An 18531-nucleotide genomic window follows, 5' to 3' on the forward strand; every position below is an offset into this window, starting at 1 on the left:
GCAGGCCCTAATCCGGTGCCATGACGATGGCGGTGCGGGCTTGGTGCCGCCGGGCGTGGCTGCGTACCGATTGCAGCAGCAACTGGGCGAAAGTGTCGTGAATGCGTTCCCAGTCCTGGGCAACCACGCTGACCCGGGCGTGATTTTTGAGGATGCCCAGGGTGTTGCCGGTGGCCGCCGCCACTGCGGCGGCGACAAAAGCCGCGGCATCGTCCGGCGGTGCGAGAAAGCCGTTTTCTCCTGAGCGGATCAATTCTCCCGCGGCCGCCCGGTCGAATGCCACCACCGGTAGACCGGAGGCCAGCGCCTCCAGGGCCACGTTGCCGAAAGTTTCAGTGAGGCTGGGAAAGAGGAAAAGGTCGGCAGAGGCATAGTGGGCTGCCAGGTCGGCACCGCTGCGCATTCCTGCGTAGACGTGCTGGGGATGGTGCTGTTGCAGCGGCCCCCGGACCGGCCCGTCGCCGACGAAAATCAGTCGGGAATGGGGCCGCTGCCGGCGAATGGCCTCGAAGGCCTCCAGCACCAGGGGCAGGTTTTTTTCCGGCGCCATGCGGCCGACGCATAGCACCGCCAGGCCCGGCTCATCCCCATCGCAGCCCCAACTGCGGCGCAGGAAGTTGGAGCGGTGCCGGGGGTGGAAGAGGACGGTATCGACACCCCGGGCCAGGACACGCAGATTGGTATAGCCGGCCGTTTCCAGCTCCCGGGCCAGTTGCCCGGTGGGGACCAGGGTGGCGTCGGTCCGGTTATGGAAGCGTCGCAAGTAGGCAGCGAGGGGGTGCTGTAGCCAGCCGACCCCGTAGTGGCGGGTATAGGCATGGAAGTTAGTGTGGAAGCCGGAGGTGATCGGCAGCTGGAGCTTGCGGGCGGCGGCGACGGCAGAAAGGCCAAGGGGGCCTTCCGTTACCACGTGCACCACGTCCGGGCGCTGGCGGGACCAGGTCTTGATGAGGGCCCGCTTGGCCGGCAGCCCCAGGCGCAGGCCAGCATAGCGGGGAATAGGGAAGCCGGTGGCCAGCACTTCCTCTACATCGCTAGCGTTGCCCCGATCCTGGCGCCCCTGGCGGGGGCGTACCAGCTGCACCTGATGGCCTCGGCGCACCAGGCCATCAACTAGGCGCGAGAGGGTTATGGCGACACCATTGACTTCGGGAGGGTAGGTTTCCGTCACCACGGCTACCCGCAATTGGGGGCGGCTGGGCGGGTGGTCCTGGATGCAGAGAGGGGACAGATCGTCGTCGTGCATGACGGCCATGCTGGCTGTATGCCATGACGATCCCGTGACGGGCGGATGAACTTTGCTTGATGCCCCGGTGCGGGGCGGAGATCAGGGATAGAAGACGTAGAGCCGGTAGCCCGAAGGTACCAGGTCGCCGGTTTCGATCCACAGCTTGACGGCGATTTCGCCATTGGCCGGGAAGCCGGCCGGGGCAGCGCTGCCGTGCAGGTAATCGGCGGGCTGCAGGATACGGCGGGCCACCACGGCATCCTGGGTGTCGGTCAGGGAAAGCTCCAGTGCAGGCAAATCCTGCACGTGGGGCGCCCGATTCTTCAGGGTCGCCTGCAGAACCAGCTGGCCCTTGGCGGCATCGGCCTGCAGGTCGCTGGCTTCGATGCTGACTAGGTCAGCCTTCCGGGCCAGGGGGATATCCCAGCCCAGGCCCAGCATGGCGGGCTGCAGGGAGGGCAACAAAATAGCGAGTTCGGTACGGAAGCGGTGGGCCGTCTGGCCCAGCAGGCTGCCGCAGAGCAGGACGATGGCCAGGAGAAAGGGCCAGCGGGGCTTCTGGGTGGTCTCGGCCGCCAGGGCCAGGCCGCCGCCAGCCAGGGGCGTTTCGGCCCATTTGCTGTAGCCGGGAATGGCAGAGGTTTCCCGGGGCAGGATGGGGTCCTCCGGGTCCATGGGCAGCAGGGCGGCGGGCGTCTCCTCCGGCGGTTCGGCGGTGTCCTCTGCCGATGCGTCGGCGGTGGCTTCTACAGGGGCGTCGGCCACGATGTCGGCCGGCGGTTCCATCAGGGCATCGTGAAGGGGCTCGAACTCGGGTACGCCCGGAGTGGCTTCTTCATTCTCTTCCGGTACCTCTCCGAGGTCGGGTTCGATGCGGCCATCGATGGGGAAGTCCAGCGCCTCCACCGCCTGGCTAGCTTCTGCATGGCCGGCGCTATCTGCCACTGTCGGTGCTGAAACTTCCGGCGCTGAAGGCGCTGCTGCCTCGGTAGCCAGGGCGAGCGGTGTTACGGCCCCTCGGTCGGAAGCCGGGGGCAGCGCATTCTCCTCCCCTTCATCAATCAGGTGCTCCAGTGCATTGAATACCTGCTGGCACTGGCCGCAACGGACCTTGCCGCCCCGGGCCTTGAGCTGTTCCGGGGTGACCCGGAAGGCAGTGTGGCACTCGGCATTGGGGCAGCGGGTGAGCATCATAGCCGGCTGCCTTCCAGGCAGACCCAGCCTTCCCGGCGGTCGGCCACGGACATGGCGAACCAGGGGCTGTAGATGGCCATCATCTCCTCTTCCTGCTCCACCAGAATGCCGGAGAGGGCCAGCTTGCCGCCGGGCCGTACATGGCTGGCCAGGGCGGGGGCCAGGGCTTTGAGGGGGTTGGCCAGGATGTTGGCGATGAGAATGTCGAACTGACCGGCGATGGGCTCGCGGGAATCGGCGAAATGAGCGACGACGTTGTTGCGTTCAGCGTTGGCCTGGGCCGCACTCACTGCCTGGGGGTCAATATCCACCCCGCTGACCGGGCTGGCACCCAGGCGGGCGGCGGCAATGGCCAGAATGCCGGAGCCGCAGCCGTAATCCAGCAGGCTGGCGCCGGTGGTGGCATGACGCTCCAGCCACTCCAGGCAGAGCCGGGTGGTGGGATGGGAGCCGGTGCCGAAGGCCATGCCCGGATCGAGGATCAGGTTGATCGCATCCGGAGCGGGGCTTTCGTGCCAAGAAGGGACGATCCACAGGCGGTCGGAAACCCGGATAGGGTCGAACTGGGACTGGGTCAGCTGCACCCAGTTCTGCTCGGCCACGTTTTCCAGAGTGAAGGCCGGGGTCGGCAGGCCGAGTTCGGCGCAGCAGGCCGCCAGCACGGCTCCCGGGTCGGCGTCGGCCTCGAACAGGGCAACAACCCGGGAGTGCTCCCAGGCGGCCGCGATGTCCATGCCCGGTTCGGCGAACTGGGGGGTTTCTTCCGGGGTGCCCGCATCCGCATCCTCGATGCCGGCCGACAGGGCGCCGGCCTCCATCAGCGCGTCGGAAAGGGCCTCGGCGCTAACAGCATCGGCATCGCAATGGAGTTGAAGCCAGGGCATCGAATCAGCCTTCCTGGGACTTCACTTCACCTTTGGCGGCCAGCTTGTGCTCCAGGTAATGGATGCTGGTGCCGCCTTCGATGAAGCGGGCATCCTGCATCAGTTCCTGATGCAGCGGGATGTTGGTCTTGATGCCCTGCACCACGGTCTCGGAAAGGGCGATGCGCATGCGGCGGATGGCCTGTTCCCGGGTGTCGCCGTAGGCAATGATCTTGCCGATCATGGAATCGTAATGGGGCGGGACCTTGTAGCCGGAATAGACGTGGGAATCGACGCGGATGCCGGGGCCGCCAGGCGGGTGCCACCAGCCGATGGTGCCGGGAGAGGGGACGAAGGTGAAAGGATCTTCGGCGTTCACCCGGCATTCGATGGAGTGACCACGGAACTGGATATCCCGCTGCTTGAAGCGCAGCTTCTCGCCGGCGGCGATACGAATCTGTTCCTGGACAATGTCGATGCCGGTGATCAGCTCGGTCACCGGATGCTCCACCTGAACCCGGGTGTTCATCTCGATGAAGTAGAACTCGCCATTTTCATACAGGAATTCGAAGGTACCGGCGCCGCGATAGCCGATGCGGCGGCAGGCATCTGCGCAACGCTCACCGACACGGGCGATGAGGCGGGGCGGAATGCCGGGGGCCGGTGCTTCTTCGATTACCTTCTGGTGGCGGCGTTGCATGGAGCAATCCCGCTCGCCCAGGTAAACAGCGTTCTTGTGCTGGTCGGCCAGTACCTGGATTTCCACGTGGCGCGGGTTCTCCAGGAACTTTTCCATGTACACCATGGGGTTGCCAAAAGCGGTCTGGGCTTCCTGGCGGGTCATGGCCACGGCATTGATCAGGGCCGCTTCAGTATGTACCACACGCATGCCGCGGCCGCCGCCGCCGCCGGCAGCCTTGATGATCACCGGGTAGCCAACCGCCCGGCCGATCTTGATGATTTCCTTGGGGTCGTCCGGCAGGGCGCCGTCGGAGCCGGGCACACAGGGCACGCCGGCCGCCTTCATGGCGTCCTTGGCGGAAACCTTGTCGCCCATCAGGCGGATGGTCTCTGCCCGGGGGCCGATGAAGACAAAACCGGAGGATTCCACCCGTTCGGCAAAGTCGGCGTTCTCGGAGAGAAAACCATAGCCAGGGTGAATGGCCTGGGCGTCGGTGACTTCTGCGGCGGAAATGATGGCCGGGATGTTCAGGTAGCTCTGGGCCGACGGAGCGGGGCCGATGCAGACGGATTCATCCGCCAGCTTGACGTACTTGGCTTCCCGGTCCGCTTCGGAGTGCACCACGACCGTCTTGATGCCCAGTTCGCGGCAGGCTCGCTGAACCCGTAGGGCGATCTCGCCCCGGTTGGCGATGAGGATTTTCTCGAACATGGAGAAAACTCCTTAGCCGATGACGAACAGGGGTTCGCCGAATTCTACGGGTTCGCCGTTGTCCAGCAGGATGGCCTTGATGGTGCCGGAAGCGTCGGCTTCGATTTCGTTGAGTAGCTTCATGGCTTCGATGATGCACAGGGTGTCGCCCTGCTTCACAGTCTGGCCCACCTGCACGAAGGGCTCGGCGCCAGGGGAGGATGCACGGTAGAAGGTGCCCACCATGGGGGACTTGACCACGTGGCCTTCCGGCAGGTCGTCATCCAGGTCCACGCTGCTGGTGCTTGCGGGGGAGGCCGGAGCAGCGATGGGGGCGGCAGCGGGAACGGCATAGGTCATGGCCTGGCCCATGGGGGCGGGGCTATGTTTGGCAATGCGTACCTTCTCTTCGCCTTCGGTGACCTCCAGTTCGGAAATGCCGGATTCCTGGACTAGGTCGATAAGTTTCTTGAGTTTACGCAAATCCATATGTATCTCCCTCGAAAGTTCGCCGACTAGAGCCGGCGGCGGAAGTTTCTAGATGTGAAAATGAAACCGGATGCGGGCGGCGTCAGTCGCTGTTGAGGCGACTGAGCAGGAACTCCAGGGCGAGGGAATAGCCCTCGGCCCCCAGACCGCTGATGACGCCGATCGCCAGATCGGAAAAATAGGAGTGATGGCGGAAGCTTTCCCGGGCGAAGACATTCGATAGATGCACTTCGACAAAGGGAATGCCGACAGCCGCCAGAGCGTCACGCAGGGCAACGCTGGTGTGGGTGTAAGCCGCGGGGTTGATGATGATGTAGCGCACGCCTTGGTCCCGGGCGGCGTGAATGCGCTCAATGAGCGCCCCCTCGTGGTTGCTCTGGAACCCTTCCAGCTCGACGCCGGCAGTTTCGGCGCGCACCGCCAAGGCCCGATTGATATCGGCCAGGGTGGTACTGCCATAGATGTGGGGTTCCCGCGTGCCGAGCAGATTCAGGTTGGGGCCGTGCAGGACCAACAGCCGTGGTGCTGGGCTTGGCTCGGCCTTGGCTCGGCCAGAGGCCTTGCCCGCTGACTTGGCGGAAGAGGAAGATGAAGTTTGCTTCTTCATGGCTGCAAGTTTGCCGTAATTCGCTGCAGTTTGTCCAGTTTGCCCGCTTGCAGGGCCGGGGCGGTCTGTGTGGGGTTCGGCCCGGCCTAAGGCAGCATGGTACGGAGCTCGGCGGCGCTCAGGGAGCCCAGCCGGGTTTCCCTGACTGTCCCCTTGGGGTCGATGATCAGGGTGTAGGGAAGGGCGCCTTGTTCATTGCCCAGGGCCTTCAGGTTGCGGATGGCGCTTGGAGATGCCACCAGCAAAGGGTAGGCCGCGGGTGTGGCCTGGCTGAAAGCAGCTACGTTCTCCGACGAATCCAGGGCGATACCGATGAATTGCACGCCTTTCGCCCGATATTCCTTTTGCAGGCGCGAGAATTCCGGCATCTCTTCCCGGCAGGGCGGGCACCAAGTGGCCCAGTAGTTGATGATCCGCCATTGTCCTTGCCACTGGCTCAGGGCCTGGGGCGTTCCCTCGGCCGTGGGGAGTTCCAACCGCAGTAGTTCCTGCACGGCGGCGCCGCTAGGGTTGGCTTGGATACTGGGCGGACGGTGCCCAAAATAGAGGCCCGCTGCGAAAGCAGTCAAGGCCAGCAGGAGGGCCAGGGCGATTCGGCCCAATAGGTGGCTCTGGCTGCCCGGGGTCATGGTGTCGCCTCGAGTGTTAACAGGGCCTGCACGGCTTCGAGGCGGGCCCGCTCCCGTAGCCGACCGTCCCGGCTGCGGTAAGTAGTGCGTTCATCCTGGGGCGGATAGATCACCAGATTGACCGGATCGCCCTCCATGTCTACTTGCAGGACGGCGTCCACCCGGTCATGGCGAGGTGTTTCGTGAGTGAAGGGGATGTTCCGGTTGAGGAGGAAAATTTCCACTTCCTTGGCGCTGTCGGGGTACAGCAGGACATCCACCTCGGCATAGCGCCCGGCAGTGCCATCCAGTACCGACCCTGTGAGATAAGGGTGGAATGCCGGCATGATTGCCATCATTTCGCAGGCTTTTTGCCGAAGCTCGTGAATGCGCTGGCGCTGCTCCTCTTCCTGGTAGAGGGACTGGTAAGTGCGCAGTTCGGCTTCAACCTCCGCATTGTTGGGCAGGGCGTCGGTGGTCGGAACGCCGAGTTGCCGGGCCGCTTTGCGCTTGGCCAGGGTGTAGTCATCAATGCCATCCTGGGCCATCAGCCGGGCGGCGGTGCTGGCGATGAGCTGTCGTAGCTGGGCGTTGCGGGAGGCCAGGGCCTCGCCGCGGCGGGTGGTGGATTTCATGGCGGCCCCCGGCTGTTAGAATCGACGCCTCATTCTAACCGGCGGAACATTGCATGCATATTCACATCCTCGGTATCTGCGGCACCTTCATGGGGGGCATTGCCCTGCTGGCACGGGCTGCCGGCCATCGGGTGACCGGTTGCGACACTAACGTCTATCCACCCATGAGTACCCAGCTGGAAGCCCAGGGCATTGCCTTGACCGAGGGTTATGATGCCGACCAGATCGCCGTCAATCCCGACATTTTTGTGATCGGCAATGCCATTTCCCGTGGCAATCCCCTCTTGGAGGAGATATTGGACCGTGGATTGCCCTATGTCTCCGGCCCCCAGTGGCTGGCGGAACATGTGCTGCAGGGCAAGTGGGTGCTGGGGGTGGCGGGGACCCACGGCAAGACCACCACCAGCGCCATGCTAGCCTGGATTCTCGAGTCTGCCGGTCTCAAACCCGGCTTCCTTATCGGGGGGGTGCCGCAGAATTTCGGAGTTTCCGCCCGTCTCACCGACCTGCCGTTCTTCGTTATCGAAGCTGACGAATACGACACCGCATTCTGCGACAAACGCTCAAAATTCATTCATTACCACCCGCGGACGGTGGTGTTGAACAATCTGGAGTTCGATCACGCAGATATTTTCAGAGATCTCGCGGCCATCGAGACGCAATTTCATCATTTGGTGCGTACGCTCCCCCGCTCCGGCCTGGTGGTCGCCAATGCCCGGGAGGAAAGTTTGCAGCGGGTCATCGGGCGAGGCTGTTGGTCCGATCTGGCTTGGTTTGGTGGCGATACCTGGAATGCCCGAGGCGATGACGCGGATGGCTCCCTTGTCCTGCTGCACAACGGCGAGGAGGTGGGACGGACACGCTGGGGCCTGACGGGCGAACACAATCGCCAGAACGCGGTAGCGGCTATCCTGGCGGCACGCCATGTGGGGGTTCGGGTGGAGGACGGCTTGCAGGCCCTGGCCAGCTTTCATAACGTCAAGCGGCGCATGGAAGTGAAGGGCACGGCGCGGGGGGTCACGGTGCTCGACGATTTTGCCCACCATCCCACCGCCATTACCGCCACGGTGGGGGGCTTGCGCCGCCAACTGGCCGGTGCCATCGCCCAGGGGGAGGGGCCTGGCCGTATCCTGGCCGTACTGGAGCCCCGTTCCAACACCATGAAACTCGGTGTGATGAAGGACCGCCTGGCCGACAGTCTCAAGGAAGCGGATCTGGTCTTCTGCTACACCAAGGATCTGGGCTGGGATGCGGCAGGGGCGCTGGCGCCCCTGGGTGAGCGGGCGCTGGCGCTGGATGACCTGGATTTGCTGGTATCCCGCATTGCCGCCGCTGCCCGGCCTGGTGACCGGGTGCTGGTGATGAGCAACGGCGGCTTTGGTGGCATTCACCAGCGTCTCTTGGCTGCATTGGCCGGACCGGCAGCCTAAAGGCCGGCCCCCGGGCTGCCTTCCAGATTTACTTGGCGGTCTTGCGGCTGCGCGGCGCAGCACCGGCAGTCGGTTTCTTGGCCTTGGCCGGCGCTGCTTTGGTGCTGCGTGTTGCTCTGGGCTTGGGGGCCGGTGCTGGTTCTGGTGCCGCAGCGGCAGCGCTTTGCTGCAGGTGCTCCTGCACCTGGGTCATCATGTTCCAGGGCCACAGGGCGGCTTGGGAAAAAGCGCTGGCGGCGGCCTCGGCGGCAGCCCCGGCAGCTTCCGCCGTGCCCGTGCTTTCTTCGCTGAGATCGTTGCTGTGCTTGGCAGCCATGGCCCCCATGGCCTTTACGGCCGTCAGGGTGGAGTGCTGCATTTCCATGTTTTGAATGGTCATCTGCAGCATGGAAAGATTCATGCGCAGCCAGCCCTCCACCGCCTTCAGATCGGTGATCTGTTTCTGCAGCTCGTCGGTGTCCAGGGTGGGGGTCACCATCCCGGGCAGGGAGAAGCCCATGTTGCCCCACATGTTCTTCACGAAATCCAGGGGGTCGTTGTTGCCAGAATGCAGGCTCATGCCGGGTTCTCCTTGTTGGCTGCGGTATTCCACAATACTACGAATATTTTTGCCTGCGGAATAGCCGGGGTGCTCCCGGAGTGTTAAATTAGCGGCAAAACAACAACGTCATTACATCAGTCTATGCTCACATTGCTTGTCATTGAGGACCATGCGCTGGTCAGGGAAGGGCTGGTCCGGGTGCTGCGTCAGCTGGAGGCTGAAGTGGTGGTTTTCGAAGCCGGGGATTGTCAGTCAGCGGTCTCGGTTCTGGAGCGGGAATCCGATCTGGACCTGGTGCTGCTGGATATCGCCTTGCCCGGTGTGGATGGCCTGACCTGTCTCGACATGTTCCGCACCCGTTTTCCGAGCATACCGGTGGTGGTGGTGTCGGCCTACGACGATGCCCATACGGTTAACCGGGCGCTCAAGCATGGCGCCCTGGGCTTCATTCCCAAGGCCTACTCCACCGAGAAGCTGGTGGCTGCGGTGCGCCAGGTACTGGCGGGGAATCTGCACAAGCCGGAGCAATTGATGCCGGTCAGCCTGGCGGCTGAGTTGGCGCCTACCCCCACGGTACAGGAGGCGCCGGCCTCCGAGTTCGGCCTGACCGAGCGTCAGGCTGAAGTGCTGGGACTGATGACCAAGGGCAAGTCCAATCGGGACATCGCCAATCTGCTGGGCCTTTCCGAAGGCACCGTAAAAATCCATATCACGGCTATTTTCAAGGCCCTGGGCGTGTCCAGCCGTACTCAGGCGCTGGTGGCCGTCAGCCGACTCGGCATCAAGGTTTAGCGTCTGCTTTGGCGTCTTCCCACTCGTCCCGCAGGCGTAGCAGTAAAGCCCGCAGCTTGGCGGGGCGTACGGGGTGGGAAAGCGTGAACCAGGGGGCGTCGGGGCTTTGGGCGTCCGGTGTGATGACTACGGCCGGATGCCCCGCTCCTGCATCGAGCAAGGGCGATAGCGACTCCGGATTGCCCACCGCCAGCCAGAGGAAGGGGGCGTCACCGCTCTCTTCCGGTACGGCGGCCAGGCGTAGCCCTCCTTCTGCAGATTCCACCCGGCGGCAATGAAAGCCCCAGTCCTGTAGCCACCCCATGATCTGATTGGCTGTTGCTTCCATGTAGCCCGCACCGTGGGTCAGCAGGGCGACGGTGGGGACTTGCTCTGTGGCGCCCGCTCCGGCTTCCTGGGGATCGGCCGCCGGCAGCAGCAAGGCGAAGGTGGAGCCCCGGCCCAGGGCCGAGCGTAACTCCAGGGGCACTTCCATGGCCTTGGCCAGGCGATCCACGATGGCTAGCCCCAGCCCCAGTCCCTTGCCCTGCTCCCGCTCGGCGTTGCCAACCTGGAAAAATTCCTCGAACACCGCCTGCTGGTGTTCCGGAGCAATGCCGCTGCCACTGTCCCGCACCTCCAGGCGCCAGCCCTGGCGCCGCTGGCGGGCGACAACCAGAATGCTGCCGCGTTCGGTATAGCGTAGGGCATTGGTGAGCAGATTGCCCAGCAGGCGCTCCAGCAGGGCCGGGTCGCCCTGAATCCAGGCCTGGGTGGGGCGGAAGCGCAGGCGCAGGCCCCGGCTCTCGGCTTCCCGGGCGAAGGTGTGGCGCAGGCGTTCGAACAGGGCCTGCAGGCTCATCACCTCGTATTGTGGGGAAACGCCTGCCACGTCGATGCGGGAGATGTTGAGGAGGGCGTCCAGCAGCTCCGACATGCTGAGGATGGAGGTGCCGATCTGGCCGGCCAGCTTTTGCTGATCCGGGTCGCTGGCGTTGTTCTTCAGGTCGGCAGCGAAGAGATTGAGGGCATGCAGGGGCTGCCGCAGGTCGTGACTGGCCGCGGCCAGGAAGCGAGATTTTGCCAGGCTGCTGCGCTCGGCCTCCTGGCGTTTGCGCTCCAGCTCCCGGGTGGCTTCGTGAATCTTGCCTTCCAGATTGCCTCGGGCTTCCTGCAGGGCCCGAGCCATGGTGTTGAAACCTTCTTCCAGGCGCTGCAGTTCGCCGCCGCTGTCTGCCGGCAACTGCAGGTTCAGATGGCCGGTGCGGATGCGGTCCACTGCCCTTTCCAGGCGAATGATGGGGCGGCTCACCTGGCGGACCAGCACCATGGCCAGCAGGCTGGTGGCGGCGACGGTAAGGAGCATCAGGGCCAGGGTGAAAACCATGGTTTCCTTGCGTCGGGCGTCCAGGGCCTGGCGGGACATTTCCACCACCACCCAGCCGAGCAGGGGCGGCAACTCCCCCGGGCCGGCCGTGGGCGAATCCGCCAGGAAAGGGTCCTGGGCTTCCAGGCGATGGCGCAGTACCGGGGCGGCGATACGCAGATGGTCCAGGGATTCGTGAATGACCACGGACTGGCTTGCATCCGGTAGGGGATTCAGGGAGGGGGGCAGGGCGCCGCTGGCTGCCAGCGCATCGCCATTCTGGTCATAAACCTCGACGCTGTTGACGTGAGATTCCTCCAGGGCGGCGAGGGCGATGCTGTTGAGGGCCTGGCGGTCGCCGGAATAAGCGCTGTATTCGGCGATGGCCGCCAGCTGACGGCCGAGGCCCAAGCCTTGGTCCCGCAGGTCTCGGTCCAGATCGGCCAGCAGGGCCAGCACGAAATAGATACTCAGGGCGCCGGCCACGACAATGGCCGGCGCCAGGGCGAGTATGAGAATACGGGTCTGGATGCCCCAGTTTTTCAAGGGAAGATGGCCGTCAGGTGGTGGGTTGGGATGACGAATGCTTAAGTCGGATTGTCCACTGATGTGCCGTCGTCGGCAACCGTAGGCGACAGGCGCGCCAGCTGCTCTTGCAAATGGGCCGGGCTGTAGCAGTAGAGACGGGTCTGGCGCCGGTCACCGACGGTGATCAGCCGTTCCTCTTCAGCCCAGGGGATGGGAAAGCTGTTGCTGACGAAAAGGCTGCCTGGCCCCATTTCCGCTGCAGCTTTTTGCCCCAGCACATCCATGGGCTCGGGGGAGAGAAAGGCGTAGACCAGATCCTGACCACCCAGATCGGTTTGCCAGAGGTCTCCGTAGTGCAGGGGGGCGTTGCCGAGTTGCCGCAGGCGCAGGCGGCCCAGGAGCCAGGTGAGGGGAGCGTTTTCCAGGCCGGCGACGGTGGCATTGGGCAGGGCCTGGGCCAGAGGGGCTTGCAGGCTGCCGATACCGGCACCCAGGTCCAGAATACGTCGGGCCTGGCGTTCGTTGGCCAATTGGGCCAGGGCAGCAGCAGTCTGCCGGTTGGACAGATAAAGGGGCACCTGGCCGGTAAGGGCGCCGCGGTATACCAGCAACATGAGGATGAAGGCGAGCAGGAACCAGCCCGGGTCGATTTGCCATTGAGCTGCCGCCCAGGCCAGGGGGGCGAAGCCCAGGTGGATCAGGCGCCACCACCAGGGCTGGTGAGAGAGGGTGGCCAGGAGCAGGGCGATCAGGCCGATGGCCAGGCTAACCGGCCCCCAGGGCAGCAATTCCGCCTTCATGCCGTAATAGGGCCAGGCCAGGGAAAGAACCAGGAGGACGGCGGCGAACTGGAGGGCGAGCTGGCGGGTGGAGGCGGGCACGGGGCTGAAGTGGGCGAAGAAGGGCGGGCCGGTCATTGTAACCGACCCGCCCGCCGTGCCCGACCTCGCCACCGGGCCTCAGCTCATCGCTGGCGGCCTTTCTTTGCCGCCCATTAAGTGACGGCCGGGCTTCCGGCCTGCAATTTCCCATGCAGCCCCCGCCGCTTCTGCTGGACCAGCCGTGCGGCCTGCTCCTTCACCGGGCCGTAGCCCCGGATGCTCTCTGGCAACTCTGCCAGGGCCAGCAGGGCCGGGTGGGCATTGCCCTGGGCCAGATGTTGCTGGATGAGGTTCAGGTCCGCCTCGAAGTCGGCGATCAACTGCCGCTCCATGCGCCGTTCCGCCGTATAGCCGAAGGGGTCCAGGGCCGAGCCCCGCAGGAAGCGTAGCCCCGCCAGTACCTTCAGGGCCCGCAGCATCCAGGGGCCATATTCCCGCTTGCGGGTCCGGCCGGTGGCCGGGTCGGGGCGCGCCCACAGGGGCGGCGCCAGATGGAAGTGCACTTGATAATCCTGGCCCGGCTCACCGGCAAAAGTCTGGCGGAGCTGGGCCATGAATTCTGGCCGGGTGTGCAGCCGGGCGACTTCGTATTCATCCTTGATGGCCAGGAGCTTGTAGTAAGCCCGGGCCGCTGCCAGGGAGACCGGTGTGGCCGGGTCCAGAGGTCGCTCTGCATCTGCCAGGGCGGCGATACGGGTGGCGTAATGCCGGCCCAGGGCCTCGTTCTGGTAAGCCGAGAGGGCTTGCCGATGGCGCGCGATGCTGTCTTCCAGAAGGTCGACCGGATGCGTCCGGGGGGGCTCCGGTGGCTGGGTCAGGCGTTCCACCCGGGCCTGGTCGTGGGCGGCCCGGCGGCCCCACAGCAGCGCTTGCAGATTGGCCTGGACAGTGGTGCCGTTAAGTTCGATGGCCCGGGTCAGGGCGGCCAGGGAAACCGGCACCATGCCTTGCTGCCAGGCAAAACCGAGCAGGAACATGTTGGTGTACAAGGCGTCGCCCATCAGCCGGGTCGTCAGGGCCTGGGCATCCAGGAACCAGGCCTGGCCCTGGCCCACTGTTGTGGCGATGGCCCGCTGCATTGCGCTGAGGGGGAACTGCCAGTCCGGGTTGCGGGTGAATTCCGCGGTGGGGGTTTCGGTGCAGCTGACCACCGCCCGGGTGCGCCCTTCCTGCATCTTGGAGAGGGCCTCGTTGCCTGCCGTCACCACCACGTCGCCGCCCAGGATGGCGTCCGCTTCACCGGTCGCGATACGGGCAGCGTGGATATCCTCCGGCCGGTCGGCAAAGCGCAGATGGCTGAAGACGGCGCCGTACTTCTGGGCCAGCCCCGTCATGTCGAGCACCGAAACGCCCTTGCCGTCCAGGTGGGCGGCCATGCCGATGAGGGCGCCGAGGGTCACCACGCCGGTGCCACCAACCCCCGTCACCAGCAGGTTGTAGGGCCGCGCTGTGGACGGCAGGGCAGGGTCGGGCAGGGGAGGCCAGTCATGCTCGTCCGTGGACAGAGCCTGGCCCTTCTTCAGGCGGGCGCCCTCTAGGGTGACGAAGGAGGGGCAGAAGCCCTTGAGGCAGGAGAAGTCCTTGTTGCAGTTGGACTGGTCAATGGCCCGCTTGCGCCCAAACTCCGTTTCCACCGGAATGACCGAGAGGCAGTTGGACTGTACCGAGCAGTCACCGCAGCCCTCACACACCGCCTCATTGATGAAGACCCGGCGATCCACCTCGGCCAGTTTGCCCCGCTTGCGGCGCCGGCGCTTTTCCGTGGCGCAGGTCTGGTCGTAGATGAGGATAGTGGTGCCCGGCTCTTGGCGCAGTTCCTGTTGCACCGCATCCAGCTCGTCCCGGTGGCGCACCGGCACGTTGGGCGCTAGGTCCGTCACCTCGGCGTATTTCTCCGGCTCGTCGGTGACGATCACCATCCGGCCCACCCCTTCGGCCTCCAGCTGGCGAGTGATGCGGGGCACGGAGAGGACGCCGTCCACGGGTTGCCCGCCAGTCATGGCGACGGCGTCGTTGTAGAGGATCTTGTAGGTGATGTTGGTTTTTGCCGCCACGGACTGGCGGATGGCCAGCAGACCAGAGTGGAAGTAGGTGCCGTCCCCCAGGTTGGCGAAAATGTGCTTTTCCTCAGTGAAGGGCGCCTGGCCGACCCAGGTGACGCCTTCGCCCCCCATGTGGGTGAAGGTGGCGGTACTGCGGTCCATCCAGGTCACCATGTAGTGGCAGCCGATGCCGGCCACGGCCCGGGAGCCTTCCGGCACCCGGGTGGAGGTGTTGTGGGGGCAGCCGGAGCAGAAGTGGGGCGTACGCTGGGTGAGGATGATGGGCGTTTGCAGCGCCTTCTGCTTGGCTTCGATCAGTTCGAGCCGAGCCTTGATGGCCGGGCTGGTGAAGTGGCGTTCGATGCGGCTGGCGATGGCCCGGGCGATTTGGGCCACGGACAGTTCGCCGGCCGCTGGCAGCAGCCAGTCGCCGTGGGAAAGGTGGCCCTTGCCATCGGGCAGCAGTGCCCATTCGCCCTTCTCGTCGAATTTTCCCACCACCCGGGGGCGCACGTTTTCGCGCCAGTTGTAGAGCTCTTCCTTCAACTGGTATTCCAGCATCTGGCGTTTTTCTTCCACCACCAGGATTTCGTCCAGCCCTTCGGCGAACTGGCGTACCCCCTCGGCTTCCAGGGGCCAGACCATGCCCACCTTGTAGAGGCGAATGCCAATTTCGGCCGCCAGTTGCTGGTCGATACCCAGTTCGTCCAGGGCTTGCATCACGTCCAGATAGGACTTGCCGGCGGTGATGATGCCCAGGCGGGGGGCTGGGGAGTCGATGACGATGCGGTTGAGCCGGTTGGCCCGGGCGTAGGCCAGGGCAGCGTAGAGCTTGAAGTGGGTGAGGCGGGCCTCCTGTACCAGGGGCGGGTCGGGCCAGCGGATGTTGAGGCCGTCGGCCGGCAGTTCGAAATCTTCGGGCAGACGGATGTCCAGGGCCATGGGGTCTACCCACACCGAGGCCGAGGTTTCCACCGTGTCCGCCAGGGCCTTGAAGGCCACCCAGCAGCCTGAATAGCGACTCATGGCCCAGCCGTGCAGGCCGTATTCCAGGTACTCCTGGACGTTGGCCGGATACAGCACCGGCATCATCACCGCCTTGAAGACGTGCTCGGTCTGGTGGGGCAGGGTGGAGGACTTGGCGGCGTGGTCGTCGCCGGCCACCACCAGCACGCCGCCGTGCCGGGAGCTGCCGGCGGCGTTGGCGTGGCGGAAGACGTCGCCGCTGCGGTCCACCCCCGGGCCCTTGCCGTACCACAGGGCAAACACCCCGTCGTACTTGGCGCCGGGGAAGAGATTGACCTGCTGACTGCCCCAGACGGCGGTGGCGGCCAGGTCCTCATTGACCCCGGGCTGGAAGGTGATGTGGTTTTCCGCCAGATACTTCTGGGCTTTCCACAGGCCCTGGTCCAGACCGCCGAGAGGGCTGCCCCGGTAGCCGGAAATGAAGCCGGCGGTATTGAGCCCCAGAGCTTGGTCGCGCAGCCGCTGCAGCATGGGCAGCCGGATCAGGGCCTGGATGCCGGTGAGAAAGGCGCGGCCGGAAAGGGTGGTGTACTTGTCGTCCAGGCTGGCCTGGGCCAGCGTCTTGGAGAGGTGTGCAGAGATATCGCCCATGGGCTTGCTCCTCCATCGGTTGCCGGCGTCCTGCCTTCGTATCCCGATGGGGGTGGGCCGGATCGCATGGCGGATTGGTCGCTCCGGCGGCCGCCTTGTGGGTGGGTACCGGTCTGAAGTGCCACGGATAGGTGGCGGATTCATTGTATGGGACCGATGGGGCGGCGTAACGTTGCATCGCAACAGTCGCAAACAGAGGGAAAAGGGCGAATAGGGGCGAAAAAAAAGGCCAGCATGGCTGGCCGGGTTGGGAGGGGGTTGGGGTCAGGCGGGCGGCAGTATCTTGCCCGGATTGAGCAGGTCGTCTGGGTCCAGCGCCAGCTTGAGGGCCCGCATGACCGCTACGGCACCTTCGCCATGTTCGCGGACCAGGAATTTCTGCTTGCCCAGCCCCACGCCATGCTCGCCGGTACAGGTGCCTTCAGCCTCCAGGGCGCGTTCGACGACGCGCTGGTTGATCCACTCGGCTTCGGCCATTTCCTTGGGGTTGGCCGTATCCACCAGCACCACCAGGTGGAAGTTGCCGTCTCCCACGTGGCCGAAGAGGGCGATGGGCAAGGAAACCTGGGCGATATCCGCATTGGTGGCATGGATGCACTCGGCCAGGCGGGAAATGGGCACGCAGACATCGGTGGGGAAGCAGCGCGAGCCGGGCTTGAGTTGCAGGCAAGCGAAATAGGCGTCGTGGCGGGCCTGCCACAGGCGGCTGCGATCTTCCGGCCGGGGAGACCACTGGAAGTCCTGGCCGCCGTTGCCCTGGGCGATTTCCTGGGTCAGCTCTGCTTGCTCCTGGACGCTGCTTTCGCTGCCGTGGAATTCAAAGAAGAGGGTGGGGGCTTCAGGCAGGGTGGTCTTGGAATATCGGTTGATGGCCTGCAGGGTCAAGGCATCCAGCAACTCCACCCGGGCGACGGGAACTCCCATCTGGATGGTCTGGATTACCGTATCCACCGCAGCATCAACGCTGGGGAAGGCGCAAACGGCGGCGGAAATGGCTTCCGGAATGGGGTAGAGCTTGACCGTCAGTTCGGTGATGATGCCCAGGGTGCCTTCTGAGCCAACGAATAGCCGGGTGAGGTCGTAGCCGGCGGAGGACTTGCGGGCCCGGGTGCCTGTCTTGATGATGCGGCCGTCGGCAGTGACCACCGTCAGGGCCAGCACATTCTCCCGCATTGTGCCGTAGCGTACGGCGTTGGTGCCGGAAGCGCGGGTGGCGGCCATGCCTCCCAGGGTGGCGTCGGCGCCGGGGTCAATGGGGAAGAAAAGGCCGGTGCCCTTCAGCTCATCGTTGAGCTGCTTGCGGGTGACGCCGGCCTGCACCGTGGCGTCCAGATCTTCGCCGTGAACCGCAACAATCCGGTTCATGCCGGAAAGGTCGATGCAGATGCCGCCGCGCAGGGCCAGGATGTGGCCCTCCACTGAACTGCCGACGCCGTAGGGAATCACGGGGATCTGATACTGGCGGCACAGACCCATGACCAGGGCCACTTCCTCCGTACTTTCGGCAAAGACCACGCCGTCCGGCAGCATGGGGTCATGCTTCGATTCGTCCCGGCCATGTTGCAGGCGTACCGACTCCCCCTGGGAAAATCGGCTGCCGAAAGCTTGCCGCAGGGCATCAATCAGGTCGGAAGGAAGGGGGGAGGAGCTGGTCATGGCGATGGCGGCGGTGAAAAAGTAAGAGGGCGAATTCTAGGGCTGGGCGCTTATTTTGAACATTCGTACAAATCGGGCTGGACCTTCCCGAATCTTTTGCTATAATGCGCCTCGCTTCGCGATACAGGGCTTGACACGGGAAACCGAGATTGCCATAATTCGCGGCTTCGTTTTGGAGGAGTTCCCGAGCGGTCAAAGGGATCAGACTGTAAATCTGACGGCTCTGCCTTCGAAGGTTCGAATCCTTCCTCCTCCACCAAGTTTTTGTTGCGGTAAGCGGCGCCCGGTTCTGAAGTGCGGGTGTCGTGGGTGAAAAATCGAACGCGGGTGTAGCTCAATGGTAGAGCTGAAGCCTTCCAAGCTTAAGACGAGGGTTCGATTCCCTTCACCCGCTCCAGACCGCACGGTTGGTTGAAAGCGGATGCCCATGTAGCTCAGTGGCAGAGCACTCCCTTGGTAAGGGAGAGGTCGGCAGTTCAATCCTGCCCATGGGCACCACTGATATGCCCCGAAGTTTTTTTACCATTTTCTAAATTCGAGGTACCGCAATGGCCAAGGAAAAGTTTGAACGTACGAAGCCGCACGTTAATGTGGGCACCATCGGTCACGTTGACCACGGCAAGACCACGCTGACTGCTGCTATCACCACCATTCTGTCCAAGAAGTTCGGTGGCGAAGCCAAGGCTTACGACCAGATCGACGC

16 protein-coding genes and 3 tRNA genes are annotated in these 18531 nt (G+C 64.4%); 6 read left to right on the forward strand and 13 right to left on the reverse strand.

Features of this window, described 5'->3' with window-relative positions:
* Positions 1-7 precede the first annotated feature (7 nt).
* From AZSI13_RS15650 to AZSI13_RS15685, 8 genes are all read right to left on the reverse strand, one after another.
* The gene (locus tag AZSI13_RS15650; RefSeq protein WP_235609800.1) at positions 8-1246 is read right to left on the reverse strand and encodes a glycosyltransferase family 1 protein; all 1239 of its coding nucleotides are present in this window, start codon (positions 1244-1246) and stop codon (positions 8-10) included.
* Between the two features lie 81 nt (positions 1247-1327).
* Positions 1328-2422 carry a DUF3426 domain-containing protein gene (locus AZSI13_RS15655; RefSeq protein WP_109042125.1) on the reverse strand — a complete coding sequence of 365 codons (1095 nt, stop codon included), beginning with the start codon at positions 2420-2422 and terminating at the stop codon, positions 1328-1330.
* Positions 2419-3306 (reverse strand): 50S ribosomal protein L11 methyltransferase, encoded by an 888-nt coding sequence (gene prmA / locus AZSI13_RS15660; RefSeq protein ID WP_109042126.1) that lies wholly within the window; start codon positions 3304-3306, stop codon positions 2419-2421. Before prmA ends, AZSI13_RS15655 begins: the two co-directional genes overlap by 4 nt.
* 4 nt (positions 3307-3310) lie before the next feature.
* Positions 3311-4678 carry an acetyl-CoA carboxylase biotin carboxylase subunit gene (gene accC / locus AZSI13_RS15665; RefSeq protein WP_109042127.1) on the reverse strand — a complete coding sequence of 456 codons (1368 nt, stop codon included), beginning with the start codon at positions 4676-4678 and terminating at the stop codon, positions 3311-3313.
* Between the two features lie 12 nt (positions 4679-4690).
* Positions 4691-5146, reverse strand: a complete 456-nt coding sequence (gene accB, locus AZSI13_RS15670) for an acetyl-CoA carboxylase biotin carboxyl carrier protein (RefSeq protein WP_109042128.1) — start codon at positions 5144-5146, stop codon at positions 4691-4693.
* Between the two features lie 82 nt (positions 5147-5228).
* Positions 5229-5753: a type II 3-dehydroquinate dehydratase gene (aroQ, locus tag AZSI13_RS15675; RefSeq protein ID WP_109042129.1), complete on the reverse strand. Its 525-nt coding sequence runs from the start codon at positions 5751-5753 to the stop codon at positions 5229-5231.
* A gap of 86 nt (positions 5754-5839) precedes the next feature.
* On the reverse strand, positions 5840-6229 hold the full coding sequence (locus AZSI13_RS15680; RefSeq protein ID WP_165833573.1) for a TlpA disulfide reductase family protein: 390 nt from the start codon (positions 6227-6229) through the stop codon (positions 5840-5842).
* A gap of 149 nt (positions 6230-6378) precedes the next feature.
* Positions 6379-6996: a hypothetical protein gene (locus tag AZSI13_RS15685; RefSeq protein WP_109042131.1), complete on the reverse strand. Its 618-nt coding sequence runs from the start codon at positions 6994-6996 to the stop codon at positions 6379-6381.
* 53 nt (positions 6997-7049) lie between these two features.
* On the opposite strand from AZSI13_RS15685, the gene mpl reads away from it, so the two are divergent.
* A complete protein-coding gene (gene mpl / locus AZSI13_RS15690; RefSeq protein WP_109042132.1) occupies positions 7050-8426 on the forward strand; it encodes a UDP-N-acetylmuramate:L-alanyl-gamma-D-glutamyl-meso-diaminopimelate ligase in 1377 nt (458 codons plus the stop codon).
* Between the two features lie 28 nt (positions 8427-8454).
* On the opposite strand, the gene AZSI13_RS15695 is transcribed toward mpl, so the two are convergent.
* Positions 8455-8985 carry a PhaM family polyhydroxyalkanoate granule multifunctional regulatory protein gene (locus AZSI13_RS15695; RefSeq protein WP_109042133.1) on the reverse strand — a complete coding sequence of 177 codons (531 nt, stop codon included), beginning with the start codon at positions 8983-8985 and terminating at the stop codon, positions 8455-8457.
* 123 nt (positions 8986-9108) lie between these two features.
* Between AZSI13_RS15695 and AZSI13_RS15700 the strand changes: the two genes are divergently transcribed.
* A complete protein-coding gene (locus AZSI13_RS15700) occupies positions 9109-9759 on the forward strand; it encodes a response regulator transcription factor (protein WP_109042134.1) in 651 nt (216 codons plus the stop codon).
* On the opposite strand, the gene AZSI13_RS15705 is transcribed toward AZSI13_RS15700, so the two are convergent.
* From AZSI13_RS15705 to AZSI13_RS15720, 4 genes are all read right to left on the reverse strand, one after another.
* Positions 9749-11650, reverse strand: coding sequence for an ATP-binding protein (locus tag AZSI13_RS15705; RefSeq protein WP_109042135.1), 1902 nt, complete (start codon positions 11648-11650; stop codon positions 9749-9751). The genes AZSI13_RS15700 and AZSI13_RS15705 overlap by 11 nt on opposite strands.
* Positions 11651-11691: 41 nt before the next feature.
* Entirely contained in the window at positions 11692-12549 is an 858-nt protein-coding gene (locus AZSI13_RS15710; RefSeq protein WP_235609801.1) for a class I SAM-dependent methyltransferase, read from the reverse strand.
* A 77-nt stretch (positions 12550-12626) separates the two neighbouring features.
* On the reverse strand, positions 12627-16172 hold the full coding sequence (locus AZSI13_RS15715; RefSeq protein ID WP_109042136.1) for an indolepyruvate ferredoxin oxidoreductase family protein: 3546 nt from the start codon (positions 16170-16172) through the stop codon (positions 12627-12629).
* A 264-nt stretch (positions 16173-16436) separates the two neighbouring features.
* Positions 16437-17828: an FAD-binding oxidoreductase gene (locus AZSI13_RS15720; RefSeq protein WP_109042137.1), complete on the reverse strand. Its 1392-nt coding sequence runs from the start codon at positions 17826-17828 to the stop codon at positions 16437-16439.
* A 174-nt stretch (positions 17829-18002) separates the two neighbouring features.
* Here AZSI13_RS15720 and AZSI13_RS15725 point away from each other — a divergent pair.
* The 4 genes from AZSI13_RS15725 to AZSI13_RS15740 form a co-directional block, all read left to right on the forward strand.
* Positions 18003-18087, forward strand: a tRNA-Tyr gene (locus AZSI13_RS15725).
* Positions 18088-18151: 64 nt separating this feature from the next.
* Positions 18152-18225, forward strand: a tRNA-Gly gene (locus AZSI13_RS15730).
* Positions 18226-18251: 26 nt separating this feature from the next.
* Positions 18252-18326: transfer RNA gene (locus tag AZSI13_RS15735), tRNA-Thr, on the forward strand.
* Between the two features lie 50 nt (positions 18327-18376).
* On the forward strand, positions 18377-18531 hold a 155-nt coding region (locus tag AZSI13_RS15740; protein WP_235609792.1), incomplete at its 3' end, for a GTP-binding protein.

Source organism: Azospira sp. I13, from assembly GCF_003112695.1.
Taxonomy (GTDB): Bacteria; Pseudomonadota; Gammaproteobacteria; order Burkholderiales; family Rhodocyclaceae; genus Azospira.

Coding starts and splice junctions, on each gene's coding strand:
- AZSI13_RS15650 (WP_235609800.1), bottom strand. CDS start 1,246: ATGCACGACGACGATCTGTCCCCTCTCTGCATCCAGGACCACCCGCCC.
- AZSI13_RS15655 (WP_109042125.1), bottom strand. CDS start 2,422: ATGATGCTCACCCGCTGCCCCAATGCCGAGTGCCACACTGCCTTCCGG.
- prmA (WP_109042126.1), bottom strand. CDS start 3,306: ATGCCCTGGCTTCAACTCCATTGCGATGCCGATGCTGTTAGCGCCGAG.
- accC (WP_109042127.1), bottom strand. CDS start 4,678: ATGTTCGAGAAAATCCTCATCGCCAACCGGGGCGAGATCGCCCTACGG.
- accB (WP_109042128.1), bottom strand. CDS start 5,146: ATGGATTTGCGTAAACTCAAGAAACTTATCGACCTAGTCCAGGAATCC.
- aroQ (WP_109042129.1), bottom strand. CDS start 5,753: ATGAAGAAGCAAACTTCATCTTCCTCTTCCGCCAAGTCAGCGGGCAAG.
- AZSI13_RS15685 (WP_109042131.1), bottom strand. CDS start 6,996: ATGAAATCCACCACCCGCCGCGGCGAGGCCCTGGCCTCCCGCAACGCC.
- mpl (WP_109042132.1), top strand. CDS start 7,050: ATGCATATTCACATCCTCGGTATCTGCGGCACCTTCATGGGGGGCATT.
- AZSI13_RS15695 (WP_109042133.1), bottom strand. CDS start 8,985: ATGAGCCTGCATTCTGGCAACAACGACCCCCTGGATTTCGTGAAGAAC.
- AZSI13_RS15700 (WP_109042134.1), top strand. CDS start 9,109: ATGCTCACATTGCTTGTCATTGAGGACCATGCGCTGGTCAGGGAAGGG.
- AZSI13_RS15710 (WP_235609801.1), bottom strand. CDS start 12,549: ATGACCGGCCCGCCCTTCTTCGCCCACTTCAGCCCCGTGCCCGCCTCC.
- AZSI13_RS15715 (WP_109042136.1), bottom strand. CDS start 16,172: ATGGGCGATATCTCTGCACACCTCTCCAAGACGCTGGCCCAGGCCAGC.
- AZSI13_RS15720 (WP_109042137.1), bottom strand. CDS start 17,828: ATGACCAGCTCCTCCCCCCTTCCTTCCGACCTGATTGATGCCCTGCGG.